The 14,441-nt window shown below is 71.0% G+C and carries 13 protein-coding genes; 9 read left to right on the forward strand and 4 right to left on the reverse strand.

The features are described from left to right. Positions 1-129 precede the first annotated feature (129 nt). On the forward strand, positions 130-1,362 hold the full coding sequence (locus ACFYZE_RS32065; RefSeq protein WP_389001855.1) for an MFS transporter: 1,233 nt from the start codon (positions 130-132) through the stop codon (positions 1,360-1,362). On the opposite strand, the gene ACFYZE_RS32070 is transcribed toward ACFYZE_RS32065, so the two are convergent. Together ACFYZE_RS32070 and ACFYZE_RS32075 are read right to left on the reverse strand one after the other, a co-directional pair. Further along, positions 1,299-2,462 (reverse strand): hypothetical protein, encoded by a 1,164-nt coding sequence (locus ACFYZE_RS32070; protein ID WP_389001858.1) that lies wholly within the window; start codon positions 2,460-2,462, stop codon positions 1,299-1,301. The two genes, ACFYZE_RS32065 and ACFYZE_RS32070, sit on opposite strands and share 64 nt — an antisense overlap. Then, positions 2,459-3,400: a 5-dehydro-4-deoxyglucarate dehydratase gene (locus tag ACFYZE_RS32075; protein ID WP_389001861.1), complete on the reverse strand. Its 942-nt coding sequence runs from the start codon at positions 3,398-3,400 to the stop codon at positions 2,459-2,461. Before ACFYZE_RS32075 ends, ACFYZE_RS32070 begins: the two co-directional genes overlap by 4 nt. Before the next feature lie 278 nt (positions 3,401-3,678). On the opposite strand from ACFYZE_RS32075, the gene ACFYZE_RS32080 reads away from it, so the two are divergent. The 7 genes from ACFYZE_RS32080 (at position 3,679) to ACFYZE_RS32110 (ending at position 11,157) form a co-directional block, all read left to right on the forward strand. Further along, entirely contained in the window at positions 3,679-4,488 is an 810-nt protein-coding gene (locus ACFYZE_RS32080; RefSeq protein WP_389001864.1) for an NAD-dependent epimerase/dehydratase family protein, read from the forward strand. Between the two features lie 256 nt (positions 4,489-4,744). Beyond that, on the forward strand, positions 4,745-5,515 hold the full coding sequence (locus ACFYZE_RS32085; protein WP_200423247.1) for a DeoR/GlpR family DNA-binding transcription regulator: 771 nt from the start codon (positions 4,745-4,747) through the stop codon (positions 5,513-5,515). A gap of 94 nt (positions 5,516-5,609) precedes the next feature. Further along, complete coding sequence (locus ACFYZE_RS32090) at positions 5,610-6,980, forward strand: ABC transporter substrate-binding protein (protein WP_389001868.1); 1,371 nt, start codon at positions 5,610-5,612, stop codon at positions 6,978-6,980. Continuing rightward, positions 6,977-7,915 (forward strand): carbohydrate ABC transporter permease, encoded by a 939-nt coding sequence (locus tag ACFYZE_RS32095; protein ID WP_200423249.1) that lies wholly within the window; start codon positions 6,977-6,979, stop codon positions 7,913-7,915. The genes ACFYZE_RS32090 and ACFYZE_RS32095 overlap by 4 nt, the downstream gene beginning before the upstream one ends. Then, positions 7,912-8,772, forward strand: a complete 861-nt coding sequence (locus ACFYZE_RS32100) for a carbohydrate ABC transporter permease (protein ID WP_200423250.1) — start codon at positions 7,912-7,914, stop codon at positions 8,770-8,772. Before ACFYZE_RS32095 ends, ACFYZE_RS32100 begins: the two co-directional genes overlap by 4 nt. Further along, positions 8,769-9,758 carry a zinc-dependent alcohol dehydrogenase family protein gene (locus tag ACFYZE_RS32105; RefSeq protein ID WP_389001872.1) on the forward strand — a complete coding sequence of 330 codons (990 nt, stop codon included), beginning with the start codon at positions 8,769-8,771 and terminating at the stop codon, positions 9,756-9,758. Before ACFYZE_RS32100 ends, ACFYZE_RS32105 begins: the two co-directional genes overlap by 4 nt. A 223-nt stretch (positions 9,759-9,981) precedes the next feature. Next, a complete protein-coding gene (locus tag ACFYZE_RS32110; RefSeq protein WP_389001875.1) occupies positions 9,982-11,157 on the forward strand; it encodes a TerD family protein in 1,176 nt (391 codons plus the stop codon). A 69-nt stretch (positions 11,158-11,226) separates the two neighbouring features. Here ACFYZE_RS32110 and ACFYZE_RS32115 read toward each other — a convergent pair whose 3' ends face one another. After that, entirely contained in the window at positions 11,227-11,793 is a 567-nt protein-coding gene (locus ACFYZE_RS32115; RefSeq protein WP_389001878.1) for a TetR/AcrR family transcriptional regulator, read from the reverse strand. 106 nt (positions 11,794-11,899) lie between these two features. On the opposite strand from ACFYZE_RS32115, the gene ACFYZE_RS32120 reads away from it, so the two are divergent. Then, positions 11,900-12,367: a nuclear transport factor 2 family protein gene (locus tag ACFYZE_RS32120; RefSeq protein ID WP_389001881.1), complete on the forward strand. Its 468-nt coding sequence runs from the start codon at positions 11,900-11,902 to the stop codon at positions 12,365-12,367. Positions 12,368-12,394: 27 nt separating this feature from the next. Here ACFYZE_RS32120 and ACFYZE_RS32125 read toward each other — a convergent pair whose 3' ends face one another. Then, on the reverse strand, positions 12,395-13,981 hold the full coding sequence (locus ACFYZE_RS32125) for a TROVE domain-containing protein (RefSeq protein ID WP_389001884.1): 1,587 nt from the start codon (positions 13,979-13,981) through the stop codon (positions 12,395-12,397). Positions 13,982-14,441 lie beyond the last annotated feature (460 nt).

The raw sequence follows: 14,441 nt of genomic DNA on the forward strand, positions 1-14,441 counted from the left end.
CGCCCGCCGCGCAGCAGCTCACGCGGTGAGCGCCCGCTGACAGGGACGACGCACGGCGCCCCGACCCGCGCTTTTCTAAGGCACCTGCCCGATCCCGCCCCCGTGTCCTTAGAGCCACGATGACCGGGCATGACGACGACATGGACGGCGGTGCGCGTGCTGCGCGACCGCGATGCGGGGCTCTGTCTGGCCGGGGTGGTGGTGTCCGGCTTCGGCACGTCGGCGCTGTGGCTGGCGTCCGGCGTGTGGGTCAAGGACCTCACCGGCTCGGACGGCCTGGCCGCGCTGTGCCTGCTCGCCATGTGGACGCCGGTCCTGGCCGGGCCGGCACTGGGCACGCTGGCCGACCGCGTCCGCCGCAAGCCGCTGCTGATCGGCACGAACCTCGGCCTCGCGGCCCTCCTGCCGACGCTCTTCACCGTCCACTCCCGCGACGGGCTGTGGCTGCTGTACGTGGTCCTGTTCATCTATGGGGCGGCCGGGATCGTGCACGACGCGGCCGAGTCGGCGCTGGTCGCCGCCGCCGTCGACGGTTCGCTGCTCGGCGACTTCAACGGACTGAGGACGACGGCCACGGAGGGCATGAAGCTCCTCGCCCCGCTGGCCGGCGCAGGGATCTACGCGGCTTATGGGGGACCCTTCGTGGCGTTCCTTGACGCTGTCACGTTCGTGCTCGCCACGGGCCTTTACGCGCTGCTGCGGGTCCCCGAGGACAGACCGGAGCCGCCCACAGACCGCCGGCGCGCGCGATCCGCCGAGGGCGCGCGTCATCTGTGGCGGCACGAGGGGCTGCGGCCGCTGGTCCTGGCGGGCGGGATCACCATGTTGTTCGCCGGGCTGAACGGCGCGATGGTCTACGCGGTCGTGGACGGTCTCGGCCGCTCCCCCGCGTTCGCCGGGGTGCTCTTCGCCGTCCAGGGCACCGGTTCGGTGCTGATCGGCACGGTCTCGGGCCCCGCCCTGCGCCGCCTGGGCGAGCACCGGTTCGCGGCCTGCGGCATCGCCCTGTTCGCCGCCGGTGTGGCGCTCAGGGCGATCCCGTCCGACCCGGTGACATTGGTGTGCAGCGCGGCCATCGGTGCGGGACTGCCGTGTGTCCTGATCGCGGCGTTCACCGCGGTGCAGCGGGAGACGCCTGGCCCGCTGCTGGGCCGTGCGGCCGCCACGGCGAACACGCTGCTGTTCGGGCCGAACGCGGTCGGGCTGGCCGTCGGGGCGGGGCTCGTCGAACTGGTCGGCCACCGGCCGGCGCTGGTGGTGCTGGGCCTGGCCGCGCCGGTGGCGACGGCGCCGTTGCTTCAGAGCTCCGCGAGGGCCTCCCGTACGGCATCCAGGTCGCCGTCGGACGCCAACCCGGCGTGATACAGCCGCAGTTCCGTGGCGCCCCGCTCCGCGGCGGCCCGTGCGTCCTGTGCGAGCGTCGCCGGGCTGCCGCCCATCCCGGACACCACGGTGAAGTTGGCCGCGAGGACGGCACCCTCCTGGCCCTGCCGCGCGAACGGCGCGATCAGGCCCGCGCCGCCCGTGCAGGGCACCACCACACCGTCCGCCACGGACAGGATGTGCGCGGGGTCGACGCCCGCGTTGGCGCCGCAGTGGTACGAGACCGGATCCGCGTGCAGCAGCACCTGGAAGCCGTCGGGCGCGGCCAGCCGGACCGCTGCCACGGCCTCCTCCTGGAGCGTGCGGGCGGTGGAATCGCGCCACACGCGCGTGGCGGCCGCTTTCGGCTCGCCGAGGAGCTTCTCGACGCCCGCCCAGCCCCCGTCGCAGGGCGCTCCGCGCCACACCGGTTCCAGTGCCGCCCGTACCGCCGCGGCCAGCTCCCCGGCATCCAGTCCGTGCCGTCCGTAGCCCTCACGACAGCTCGGGCAGAAGCACAGGGACATGAGGTACTGCCCGGCGTCCCCGAGCGTCACGCCGCCGAGCTTGTCATGGGCGTGCAGGTGCGCCAGCCCGTACCAGCCGAGCGACTCGAGTTCGGTACCGCGCGCGCCGGGCCGTACGGCAGCCTCGGCCGCCAGATCGACCAGGTACGCGCGCGTGGCGGGCTGTGCGATGCACGGCGCCCAGGGGTAGCGGTCGCCGTAGGCGTTGACCACGGACGTGCCGGGATGCTCCTCCCCCAGGCGGGAGTTGTGCACCAGCACCACCCAGGTGTGCACCTCGAGCCCGGCCACGGTGAGCGCGCGGGCCGCCTCGCCGAAGGCGTCGCCGGGGGCCCAGTCGCCGGCCGGGAAGGGGCGCAGGGTCCGGCCCTCCCAGCGCGCGTCCGCCGGGTAGAGCACGGCCGCGTGGCGGGCGGTCACGATGCGGTGGCGCGGGTGCCGGGGCGTGAGGGCGCGTGTGGAGTGGTACGCGGAGGCGAGGGTCGCCTGCCGGACGCCCAGCGCGGCGATGCGGTCCGGGGCCTCGGGGTCTCCGTTGACGTCCCAGGGGTAGACGAACGCCGACGCCTTCACGCGCACTCCTCGAGCAGCGCGTATCCGCGGTCGATCAGCGCGGCGAGCTGTTTGACGTGGTCCTCGGACGGCTCGTGCAGGGGCGGTCGCACCTCGCCGACGTCGAGGCCGCGCAGCCGTACGGCCGCCTTGACGAGGGACACGGCGTAACCGCGGCCGCGGCTGCGCAGTTCGACGAACGGGCGGTAGAAGCCGTCGAGGAGCCGGTTCACGGTGGTGTCGTCGCCCGAGGCGAGCGCGCGGTGGAAGGCGAGGGCGATCTCCGGGGCGAAGCAGAACACGGCGGACGAGTACAGCGTGACGCCGATGCCGCGGTAGGCGAGCTGGGTCTGCTCGGCGGTCGGCAGTCCGTTGAAGTAGAGGAAGTCGCCCGGCACCTCGCTGCGCACGGCGCTGACGATGCGCTGCATCAGGTCCAAGTCGCCAAGCCCGTCCTTGAGGCCGATGACACCGTCCGTACGGGCGAGTTCCACCACCGTCTCGGGCGTGAACACGGCGTTGTCGCGCTGGTAGACGACGGTCGGCAGCGAGGTCGCGGCGGCCAGCTCCCGGTAGTGCCGCAGTAGCCCCTCCTGGCCCGCGACCACCAGATAGGGGGGCATGGCGAGCAGCCCGTCCGCCCCGGCGCCCTCCGCGAGCTTCGCGTAGCGCATGGCGAGCGCGGTCCCGTAACCCGCGCCCGCCACGACCGGAACCCGTCCGTCCGTGGCCTCGACGGCCGCCCGTACGCAGGCCTCGAACTCCTCGGGCGTCAGCGCGTGGAACTCGCCCGTGCCGCAGCACGCGAACACGGCGGCGGCGCCCGCCTCCACGCCTCCCCGCACATGGGCGCGGTAGACGTCGAGCGCGAGGGAGCCGTCGGGTCCGAACGCGGTGACGGGGAAGAACAGCGGCCCGCTCGGGAGGCTGAGTCGAGCGGCGAGAGGGGCTGACGTCACGGGCTCTCCCTTGAACAGGCGCTCCTACGCGGACCGACGCGCGTTCCGGAGTGGACCACACTCCCGGACAGGTGCACGTTTCTGATCCGCGTCCATATCTCTGAACGAATCCACGCTATGTGGCCATCTCAGGGCCGGTCAAGCGCGCAATCAGGCAAGTCAGGGCTGGATTCCGCACTTCCGCGCCACACTTGACGGACCAGGCGGACGCTCCCTAGCGTGTCCATGCATGTGAATCCTGTGCACGAATGCGGCCGTTGATCTCAAGGAGACCGAGGATGCCCGCTCCCCGCACCGTTCTGCTCACCGGCGCCGCCGGCGGACTCGGCACCCTGATGCGAGGACTGCTGCCTCAGTACGGCTACGAGCTGCGCCTCCTCGACCTGCGGCCGATCGAGGGCGAGCCGGACGCGATCACCGCGGATCTCGCGGACAAGGACGCCGTGCGCGAGGCCGTACGGGGCGTCGACGCGATCATCCACCTCGCGGGCATCTCCCTTGAGTCCACGTTCGAGAAGATCCTCAAGGCGAACATCGAGGGCACGTACAACGTGTACGAGGCGGCGCGCGAGGAAGGCGTACGCCGGATCGTGTTCGCCTCCTCCAACCACGCGGTCGGCTTCACCCCGCGCCCCCAGGGCGACGACCCGCTGATCCCGATCGACACCCCGCGCCGCCCCGACACCTTCTACGGGCTGTCCAAGTCCTTCGGCGAGGACCTGGCCCAGTTCTACTGGGACAAACACGGCCTGGAGACCGTGTCGGTGCGCATCGGCTCCTGCTTCCCCGAGCCCACCAGCGTCCGCATGCTCTCCGTCTGGATGAGCCCCGAGGACGGCGCCCGCCTCTTCCACGCGGCCCTGACCGCCGAGGAGGTCGGACACACCGTCGTCTACGGCTCTTCGGCCAACACCCGCCTGTGGTGGGACCTGACCACCGCCCGGGCCCTCGGTTACGAGCCGCAGGACGACTCCGAGCCGTACGCCGAGAAGCTCGTCGCCGAGCAGGGCGAGCTGGACCCGGGCAACCCGGCGCACGCGCACCTGGGCGGCCACTTCGTCACGGCCCCGCCCATCTGGCCGTACTGAGGCGACTGGTTCCAAGGGCGGGCGGGCACCGAACGGGCCCGCCCGCGCCGCTTTTCGGGCACGGCGGCTGCCCGATCCCACCGGCCGCCCCGCTTCACCGCAGGTCCAGGACGGTCACGCTTGCCGCCAAACGGGCCGGGTCGGGCAGACTCGATCGCGTAACAGACCTGGTCAGCGCCGCACTCCCGCTGTAGAAAATCCTCCATGGGCCCCACCGGGCCCGAACGGGCACACCTGAGCGGAGGCGGGAGGCGCGATGACGGCCAGGACCGCGGAGGAACGGCAGCGTGAGATCGTCAAGGCCGCCCGTCGCACGGGCTCGGTCGACGTCACCACGCTCGCCGCCGAACTGGGCGTCGCCAAGGAGACCGTACGTCGCGATCTGCGCGCCCTGGAGGACCACGGGCTGGTCCGCCGCACCCACGGCGGCGCCTACCCCGTGGAGAGCGCCGGCTTCGAGACGACCCTCGCCTTCCGCGCCACCAGCCACGTGCCCGAGAAGCGCCGGATCGCGGCCGCCGCGGCCGAGCTCCTCGGGGACGCCGAGACGGTCTTCGTCGACGAGGGCTTCACCCCCCAGCTCATCGCCGAGGCGCTGCCCCGGGATCGGCCGCTGACCGTGGTCACCGCGTCCCTGGCCACCGCGGGCGCGCTCGCCGAGGCCGAGAACACCACCGTCCTGCTGCTGGGCGGCCGGGTGCGGCACGGCACGCTCGCCACCGTCGACCACTGGACGACGAAGATGCTCGCCGGTTTCGTGATCGACCTGGCGTACATCGGCGCGAACGGCATCTCCCGCGAACACGGCCTGACCACTCCGGACCCCGCGGTCAGCGAGGTCAAGGCCCAGGCGATCCGCGCGTCCCGGCGCACGGTGTTCGCGGGGGTGCACACCAAGTTCGGCGCGGTCAGCTTCTGCCGGTTCGCGGAGATCGGCGCGCTGGAGGCGATCGTCACGAGCACGCTCCTGCCGACGACCGAGGCGCACCGCTACTCACTGCTGGGCCCGCAGGTCATCCGGGTCTGACACCCTCCGAGAACATGTGAATGCCATAACCCCTCCCCAGGGACGCTCACGCCCCAGCGCGCCCCTTATCTCCCCATAAGTCCAGGAGCGATCCATGCGCACCCAGAGCCGACGGAGGCCGCGAGCCGTGCTCGCCATGGCCGCCGCAGGGACGCTGCTCGCCCCGCTGCTTTCCGGCTGCTGGGTCGGAGCAGGCGGGTCCGGTTCCGGCGGCGACTCCATCAACGTCCTGATGGTCAACAACCCGCAGATGGTGGAGTTGCAGAAGCTCACCGCCGCACACTTCACCAAGGACACCGGCATCAAGGTGAACTTCACCGTGCTGCCCGAGAACGACGTCCGCGACAAGATCAGCCAGGACTTCGCCAACCAGGCGGGCCAGTACGACGTCGCCACCCTCAGCAACTACGAGATACCGATCTACGCCCGCAACGGCTGGCTGCAGGACATGGACGCGTATGTGGCCGAGGACCACGCCTACGACGAGCAGGACGTCCTGGTCCCCATGCGCCAGTCGCTGACGGGTGACGACGGCAAGCTGTACGGACAGCCGTTCTACGGCGAGTCGTCCTTCCTCATGTACCGCAAGGACGTCTTCGCCGAGAAGGGCCTGACGATGCCAGCCCACCCCACCTGGCAGCAGGTCGCCGACCTCGCCGCCGAGGTGGACGGCGCGAAGCCGGGGATGCGGGGCATCTGTCTGCGCGGCCTGCCCGGCTGGGGCGAGCTCATGGCGCCGCTCACGACGGTCGTGAACACCTTCGGCGGCACCTGGTTCGACAAGAACTGGAAGGCGCACCTGGACTCCCCCGAGTTCGAGAAGGCGACGAAGTTCTACGTCGACCTCGTCCGCACGCACGGCGAGTCGGGCGCCGCGCAGTCCGGGTTCGCCGAGTGCCTCAACAACATGACCCAGGGCAAGGTCGCCATGTGGTACGACGCCACCTCCGCGGCCGGCTCCCTGGAGGCGTCCGGCTCCCCCGTCAAGGGCAAGCTCGGCTACGCCCCCGCCCCCGTGGAGGAGACCAGGTCCTCCGGGTGGCTCTACACCTGGGCCTGGGGCATCCAGAAGGCCTCCCGCAACCCCGACAAGGCCTGGAAGTTCGTCTCCTGGGCGTCCAGCAAGCAGTACGAACAGCTCGTCGGCGACACCAGCGGCTGGGCCGACGTTCCGGCGGGCAAACGCGCCTCCACCTACGAGAACGCCGACTATCGCAAGGCCGCCGCCTCCTTCCAGGAGATGACCCGCGAGGCCATCGAGGGCGCACGGCCCCGCGACCCCGGCGTGCAGCCGCGCCCCGCGCCCGGCATCCAGTTCGTCGGCATCCCCGAGTTCACCGATCTCGGCACCAAGGTCTCCCAGGAGATCAGCGCGGCCATCGCCGGACGCCAGTCCGTCGAGTCGGCCCTGAAGAAGTCCCAGCAGCTCGCCGAGCAGATCTCCAAGGAGTACGAAGGACGATGACCGCCACGACCACGGCCCCCGTGGCCGCCACTCCCGTACGCACCGCGCACCAACCGTCGGCCCGGCTGCGAGCCTGGGCCACGAGGGCCCCGCTGCTGCCCGCCCTGATCTTCATGATCGTCGTGACCCAGCTGCCGTTCGTGGCGACGCTGGTGATCTCCTTCTTCGACTGGAACGCCCTCTACCCGAAGGCCCGCCACTTCACCGGCGTCGACAACTACCGCCAGGTCCTCACCGATCCGGACCTGCGCCACTCGGTGTGGACGACCATCCTGCTGACGGTCGCCGTGGTGCTGGTCAGCCTGGTCCTGGGCCTCGCGCTGGCGCTGCTCCTGGACCGGAAGTTCCGCGGCCGGGGCATGGTGCGCACCCTGCTGATCGCACCCTTCCTGGTGGTCCCCGTGGCGGCGGCCCTGCTCTGGAAGCATGTGCTCTACAACCCTGAATACGGCCTGTTCAACGGGTTGCTGCACTATGTGGGCGGCCCCCAGCCGGACTGGATCTCGGGCACCCCGCTGCTCGCGGTCGAGGCCTCCCTCATCTGGCAGTGGACACCGTTCATGATGCTGATCCTGCTGGCCGGTCTGCAGAGCCGCGACCACCAGCAGATCGAGGCCGCCCGGGTGGACGGCGCGAGCGACTGGCAGATCTTCCGTCACCTGACGCTCCCGCACCTGCGCCGCTATCTGGAACTCGGCGCACTGCTGGGCTCGATCTACATCGTCCAGAACTTCGACGCGGTCTTCACGCTCACCTCGGGCGGTCTGGGCACCGCGAACCTCCCCTACACCGTCTACCAGACCTTCTACCAGGCCCATGAGAACGGCCTCGCCTCGGCCGCCGGCGTTCTGGTCGTCATCGGTTCGATCATCATCGCGACCTTCGCCCTGCGCGTGGTGTCGTCCCTGTTCCGCGAGGAGGTGTCCCGCGCATGAGCGCCACCGCCGCACGCACCGCCACCGTACGCCCCCGCCGGCGCCGCGGAGTCGGGCTCGGCCTGCTGGCCTGGCTGGCCGGTCTGCTGTTCTTCCTGCCCATCGCCTGGATGGCCCTGACGTCGTTCCACTCGGAGGCGGACGCGGCCACGAATCCCCCGTCCTTCGGGGCCGCCCTGACCCTGGACGGCTACCGCGACTTCTTCGGCGTGGGAGGCGGCGCGAGCCCCTGGCCCGCCCTGATCAACTCGACGGTGGCGTCGGTGGTGTCGACGCTGTGCGTGCTGCTGCTGGCGCTGCCCGCGGCCTACGCGCTCTCGATCCGCCGGGTGAGGAAGTGGACGGACGTCCTGTTCTTCTTCCTGTCCACCAAGATGCTGCCGGTGGTGGCGGGCCTGCTGCCGATCTACCTGTTCGCGAAGAACGCCGGGATGCTCGACAACATCTGGCTGCTCGTCATCCTCTACACGTCCATGAACCTGCCGATCGCGGTGTGGATGATGCAGTCGTTCCTCGCCGAGGTGCCGGTCGCGGTGATCGAGGCGGCTCGGGTGGACGGGGCGCGCCTGCCGACGGTCCTGGCGCGGGTGGTGGCCCCGATCGCGCTGCCCGGCATCGCGGCGACGGCGTTGATCTGCTTCATCTTCAGCTGGAACGAGCTGCTCTTCGCCCGGGTGCTCACCGGCGTGGTGGCCGAGACGGCCCCCGTCTTCCTGACCGGCTTCATCACCAGCCAGGGCCTGTTCCTGGCGAAGGTGTGCGCCGCGTCGCTCGTCATCTCCCTGCCGGTGCTCGCCGCGGGGTTCGCCGCCCAGGACAAACTGGTCCAGGGCCTGTCGTTGGGAGCCGTGAAATGAAGGCCGCCGTCATCGAGTCCGTGGGCCGCGCCGTCGTCTCCGAGGTCCCGGACCCGACGCCCGGACCGCGCGAGGTCGTCGTCGAGGTCGCGGCCTGCGGACTGTGCGGCACCGACCTGCACATCCTCCAGGGAGAGTTCGCGCCCAAGCTGCCGATCGTGCCCGGGCACGAGTTCGCGGGCGAGGTCGTCGGGGTGGGTACGCAGGTCACGGAGCTGGCGATCGGCGACCGGGTCGCCGTGGACCCGTCCCTGTACTGCCACGAGTGCCGGTACTGCCGTACGGGCCACAACAACCTGTGCGAGCGGTGGGCGGCGATCGGGGTGACGACGGCCGGCGGGGCCGCGCAGTACGCGGTGGCGCCGGTGGCGAACTGCGTGAAGCTCCCGGAGCATGTCCGCACGCAGGACGCGGCGTTGGTGGAGCCGCTGTCGTGCGCGGTGCGCGGCTACGACGTCCTGCGTTCCCGTCTCGGGGCACACGTCCTGATCTACGGCTCGGGAACGATGGGCCTGATGATGCTGGAACTGGCCAAGCGGACGGGCGCGGCGAGCGTGGACATGGTGGACGTCAACCCGGCGCGGCTGGAGACCGCACGGCGGCTGGGTGTCTCGGGCTCCGCGGCGAACGCGGACGAACTGGACCGACCGCAGGGCTGGGACGTGGTGGTGGACGCCACGGGGAACGCGGCCGCGATCCAGGACGGCCTGGGACGGGTGGCGAAGGCGGGGACCTTTCTGCAGTTCGGGGTGGCGGACTACGCGACGCGGGTGACGATCGACCCGTACCGCATTTACAACCAGGAGATCACCATCACGGGCTCGATGGCGGTGCTGCACAGCTTCGAACGGGCGGCCGAGCTGTTCGCGAACGGGGTGCTGAACCCCGAGGTGTTCATCAGCGACCGCCTGCCTCTGGAGCGGTACCCGCAGGCGCTGGAGCAGTTCGCGGCGGGGGTGGGGCGGAAGATCGTGGTGGTGCCTTAGCCGGCGGCGCGGATGGTTCGCGCCCCCGCCCTTCCCGTCCGCGGGCTTCGCCCCCGGAACCCGGGGGCCGGCCCCCGAACGGGGGTCCGTCAGTGCCGGGGTTGGAGGGGCGGAGCCCCTGGAGGCGGGACGCGCGGGGGCGGCGGGGGCGAGGACCGGGCCGAGGCGCATCGGGTAAGGGAACGGTAAAGCCACCTCGCTCGTTACCTCTGGCATGACAGCTATGACCCCCGGCTCGAACCTCCCCCTCGGCGTCCCACGCGTGACCGTCGAGGTCGCCGCCCCGGTGCGGCTCGATGTGTCCGCCCTGCTGCTCACCGCCGACGGCAAGGTGCGCTCCGACGACGACTTCATCTTCTACAACCAGCCGATGGGCCCGGGTGTCACCTACCGCTCCGGCGGCGGCACGAGCCCCGACTCGATCACAGTCGACACCGCCTCCGTCCCCCCGGGCATCGAGAAGATCGTCGTCACCGCGAGCCCGGACGCCGCCGGACAGACCTTCCAGGGCATCGAGCCGACGGCCACCCTCCGCAACGCGGACGACAACAGCGTGCTGGCCACCTTCACGCCGCCGCAGCTCGGCACCGAGACCGCGCTGGTGGTCATGGAGGTCTATCTGCGGGGCGGCGCGTGGAAGGCGCGCGCCGTCGGCCAGGGGTACGCCAACGGCCTCGCGGGCATCGCGACCGACTTCGGCGTCACGGTGGAGGAACCGGCCGCCTCGCCACAGCCCGCGCCGCCCGCCGTGCAGCCCCCGGTCGCCGCTCCCCCGGCGCCTGTCACGCCCCCCGCACCCCCCACCCCGCTCCCCGGCGCCGGAAAGATCAACCTCGACAAGGGCCGCGTCAGCCTCCAGAAGAACCAGACCGTGTCCCTCGTCAAGGGCGGCCGCCCGCTGCTGTCCCAGGTCAGGATGGGCTTGGGCTGGGAGCCGGCGTTCCACGGCAAGGACATCGACCTGGACGCGTCCGTCATCGCCTACGGCCCGCAGCGCAACCACATCGACAGCTGCTACTTCGGCAAGCTGACCATCCTCAACGGCGCGATCAAGCACTCCGGGGACAACCTCACGGGCGAGGGCGGAGGCGACGACGAGGTCATCGCCGTCGACCTCGGGCGCCTGCCCCAGGAGGTCACGGGCCTGGTCTTCACGGTGAACTCGTTCTCCGGCCAGAAGTTCACGGAGGTCGCCAAGGCGTACTGCCGCCTCGTGGACGCCGCCACCGACCAGGAGCTGGTGCGTTTCGACCTCACGAGTGCGGAGCCGCAGACGGGCGTGATGATGGCCAAGCTCGTCCGGCAGTTCTCCGGCGAGTGGGACATGACCGCGATGGGCGACTTCGTCAAGGCCCGCACGGTGCGGAACATGGTCAAGCCGGCGGCGGAAGCGCTGTAGCCGGTCGTACGGCGCCACCGCACTCGCGGGTACCCTTCGGCGGGCGCCCGCGGGTGCGGCAGCCGGGGTCTACGGCCGCAACCCCTCCGTCAGCAGCGACAGGTAGCGGCGGATGTACGCGCCCTGACCGTTCGCCAGTTCCGAGGCGACAGCGATGCCGTGGGCCAGCCGCAGCACCTCGATCGGCTCGATGTCGGCCCGCAGGGTCCCCTCCCGCTGCGCCGCCTCCACCAGTCGTGACGCCGCCTCCTTCATCGAGGTGCCGCAGGCGGTCACCGCGGCGGCACTGCCGTCCGTGACGGCCGAGCCCAGCAGGGCCTTCATTCCCCGTACCTGGATCGTCCCGACGCACAGCTCGTTCAGCCACTCCACCAGCGCCTCGCCCGGCGGAAGCTCCTTCGCGATCTCGTCGGCCCGGGCCGCGATCGCCTCGATCCGGTCGACGTACGCGGCCTCCAGCAACGCCTGGCGGTTCGGGAAGTGCCGGTACAGCGTGCCCGACCCGACCCCCGCCCGCTTCGCGATGTCGTCGAGCGACGCGTTCTCGCCATGCTCGGCGAAAGCCTCGGCCGCCACCTTCAGCAACCGCTCGTAGTTGCGCCGCGCGTCCGCTCGCATGGGCCTGACCTGCGCCATCCAGTTACTCCTTGCGAACCGGGGACCACCTCCATATCTTATCCGGCAGCGAACCGGAGACTGTCCCCGGTTACCTGCCCGGCTGAGTGAAGGGAGGGCCACCCGTATGCCCACCACTGCCCCGACCGGCCTCGGCCCGCGCGACGTACTGGCCCGCTACCGGCGCGCCGTGCTCGACAAGTCGGCGGACGACCTGGCCGACCTGTACTCGGCCGATGCCGTCCATGAGTTTCCGTTCCTCTTCCCGGGCATGCCCGCGCGCTATCACGGACGCGAAGAGGTACGCGCGGGGTACAGGGCCGCCTGGGGCGCAAGCCCGGCGCAGCCGCAGCAGATCCGTGAGGTGGCCGTCCACCAGTCGACCGACCGGGAGGTGATCATCGTCGAGCAGATCGTCACCGGCGCGATCGCCACCACTGGAGGGCGGTTCGAGTTCCCAGGTCTTCTGGTGATGCGGATCCGCAACGGCTTGATCGTGCACGTGCGCGACTACATGGACGGCCTCGGAGTGGCTCACGCGATGGGCCGACTGCCCGCCGTGGCCGCCATGCTCAGCGGCCATCAGGCTGGATGACGGGCCGGAAGAGCGCGCGGAGCGCGGTCAGACAGCCGCCCATGGCCAGTCGGCGTCCCGGGCGGCTTCCAGCAGCGGCACCATCCGGAAGGCCGCGTCCGACAGGCCGCCGAAGGTGTGCCTGTTGCCCGTCCCGGACGGGCCGTGGCCCACCCTGTATCCCGCCAGGTTCCAGGTGTACACCGGGATGTGCGCCGGGACCTGCTGGGTCGGGTCGCCGTGCCGGTTGCAGCTGTACTGCTCGTCGGTGACGATCAGCACCCGGTCCTGCCCCCGGTAATGCGCGCGGATCGCGCTGGTGGTGTCGGTACCGCCCAGGTCGCCGAAGCGGCCGAGGATCTTCAGCACCGACTCGCCCTTGCGGAACATCAGCCGCTTGCTGGTCGTGCCGAACTCGACCAGGTCCGCATCCGCCGCCCGCAGTGCGAGAGCCGTCCCGAAGATCGCCGCCGCGTCGGCGCGGTTCAGCTCGGAGCGGTCCGACAGCCGGGAGTAGAACATCGAACCCGATCGGTCCACGAGCACCAGGGTGCGGCCGGGCAACGCGGGCACGTTGGCCAGCGAGTGGCCGAGCGCCTGCTCCAGCGGATACGACCAGCGCAGCGACGGCGTGTGCCGGTACGCGGCGAGGTACCGGAAGGGGAACTGCCGCGAGCGCGCGACCTCGGCCGGGTCGCTGATCCGGGCCGCGACCTGTGCCGCGACCTCGTCCGAGACCCCGGCCTCGTCGAAGTTGCGCAGATTGCGGACCAGCGCCATCGCACCCATGGACGGAATCACGGCTTCCCAGGCCGCCTTGTCCATCGGTCCCTGCAGCCAGCCGGCCAGCGCCTCCCACGTCATCCCGGCCGCCGCAAGCCTCCCGGCGGCACCGGGCTCGGTGACGACCGCTCGCCGCCGCTCCACGGGCAACCGCGTCAGCTCGCGGTGCGCGGTGAGCACCGGCTCCGAGGCGGGCGGCACCGCGGTGTCCGGGCTGTGCCGGCGGTCCAGCGCGTACTGGAACAGGTCGCCCTGCCACGGCTTGCCGGGATCCGGCGCGGCGTGCACCAGGTTGAGGATGTCGCCGAAGCGGTAGCCCTTCGAGGCGGTGTCGTACTTCAGCAGCGCCCTGCCGGTGTAGAGGCGTCGCACGGCGTCGGCGATGCCGCGCTTGACCGGCTTGGGGACGGCGCGGCCGTATGTGGCGGTCCAGTAGGCGAGCAGCTCGCCGGGCTCGTCGGGGCGCTGGAGGACGGAGTTCACGACCTGGCGGTTCGACGGGCCGCCGGTGGCGCCCGCGTCGAGCCGCGCCTTCACGTACTCGGCGGCGCCCACGATCGAGGCCGTCCGCAGGTTGCCCTCACCGCGCAGCCAGCCGAGCAGGCCGGCCGTCCAGGACGGGTCGGCGACGGCGAGTTCGCGCACGAGCTGCGCGAACCGGTCGTCGCGGTCGGCGCCGGACTCGTAGAAGGTCTGCTGCGAGACGAAGTTCGAGACCGAGAGCAGAAACAGCTCGGAGCGTGCGTCTCGCTCACGGCCTCGGCCGCCCTGGTACGTACGGAGCACACGCCCCGTGGACGTCACCCGCGAAATGGGCTGCGCCTTGGCGGCTCTCGTGTTGAATCGCGCCACGGTGAATTCCCCCGAATTCATGTCTGTTTCGGAGGGAGCCGCAGCAGAAGGGAAGTGCCCGAGGTCAGGGGTCGGCGACGGGACTGTTCATCAGGCGCGTCTTCCATTTCCGCCACACCGACCCGGAGTCGATGACGGGATTCGAACCCGCAACATACCCGATCCCGAAGTATCCGCTGCCTGCGCACCGGGCACCCACCATGTGCTGCGCCTCCCGAGATCAATTCGGCGGCGGCATCGGATTCTTTGTGAGAAGAAGCAGCCGCAGCCCGCGCACCGGGAGGTGCGTGAAGTTGTGGTGTCCAGAGATCGAGGTCGGCGGAACCGACAAGGTGCTCTAACCCCTGAGCTACACCGGCTCGTGGTACCGGTGGCGGGACTCGAACCCGCGGCCGCCCCATTATGAGTGGAAGTAGGTCCTGCCTTCGCACCTGGACGTGCATCACTCTAGGAGGCGTAC

Source organism: Streptomyces sp. NPDC001796 (genome assembly GCF_042892355.1).
In the GTDB taxonomy this organism is placed as follows: domain Bacteria; phylum Actinomycetota; class Actinomycetes; order Streptomycetales; family Streptomycetaceae; genus Streptomyces.

Bases quoted from the DNA above. Each gene is read 5' to 3' on its own strand.
- ACFYZE_RS32105 (WP_389001872.1), top strand. From the start codon at position 8,769: ATGAAGGCCGCCGTCATCGAGTCCGTGGGCCGCGCCGTCGTCTCCGAG.
- ACFYZE_RS32095 (WP_200423249.1), top strand. From the start codon at position 6,977: ATGACCGCCACGACCACGGCCCCCGTGGCCGCCACTCCCGTACGCACC.
- ACFYZE_RS32090 (WP_389001868.1), top strand. From the start codon at position 5,610: ATGCGCACCCAGAGCCGACGGAGGCCGCGAGCCGTGCTCGCCATGGCC.
- ACFYZE_RS32110 (WP_389001875.1), top strand. From the start codon at position 9,982: ATGACCCCCGGCTCGAACCTCCCCCTCGGCGTCCCACGCGTGACCGTC.
- ACFYZE_RS32080 (WP_389001864.1), top strand. From the start codon at position 3,679: ATGCCCGCTCCCCGCACCGTTCTGCTCACCGGCGCCGCCGGCGGACTC.
- ACFYZE_RS32085 (WP_200423247.1), top strand. From the start codon at position 4,745: ATGACGGCCAGGACCGCGGAGGAACGGCAGCGTGAGATCGTCAAGGCC.
- ACFYZE_RS32115 (WP_389001878.1), bottom strand. From the start codon at position 11,793: ATGGCGCAGGTCAGGCCCATGCGAGCGGACGCGCGGCGCAACTACGAG.
- ACFYZE_RS32065 (WP_389001855.1), top strand. From the start codon at position 130: ATGACGACGACATGGACGGCGGTGCGCGTGCTGCGCGACCGCGATGCG.
- ACFYZE_RS32120 (WP_389001881.1), top strand. From the start codon at position 11,900: ATGCCCACCACTGCCCCGACCGGCCTCGGCCCGCGCGACGTACTGGCC.
- ACFYZE_RS32100 (WP_200423250.1), top strand. From the start codon at position 7,912: ATGAGCGCCACCGCCGCACGCACCGCCACCGTACGCCCCCGCCGGCGC.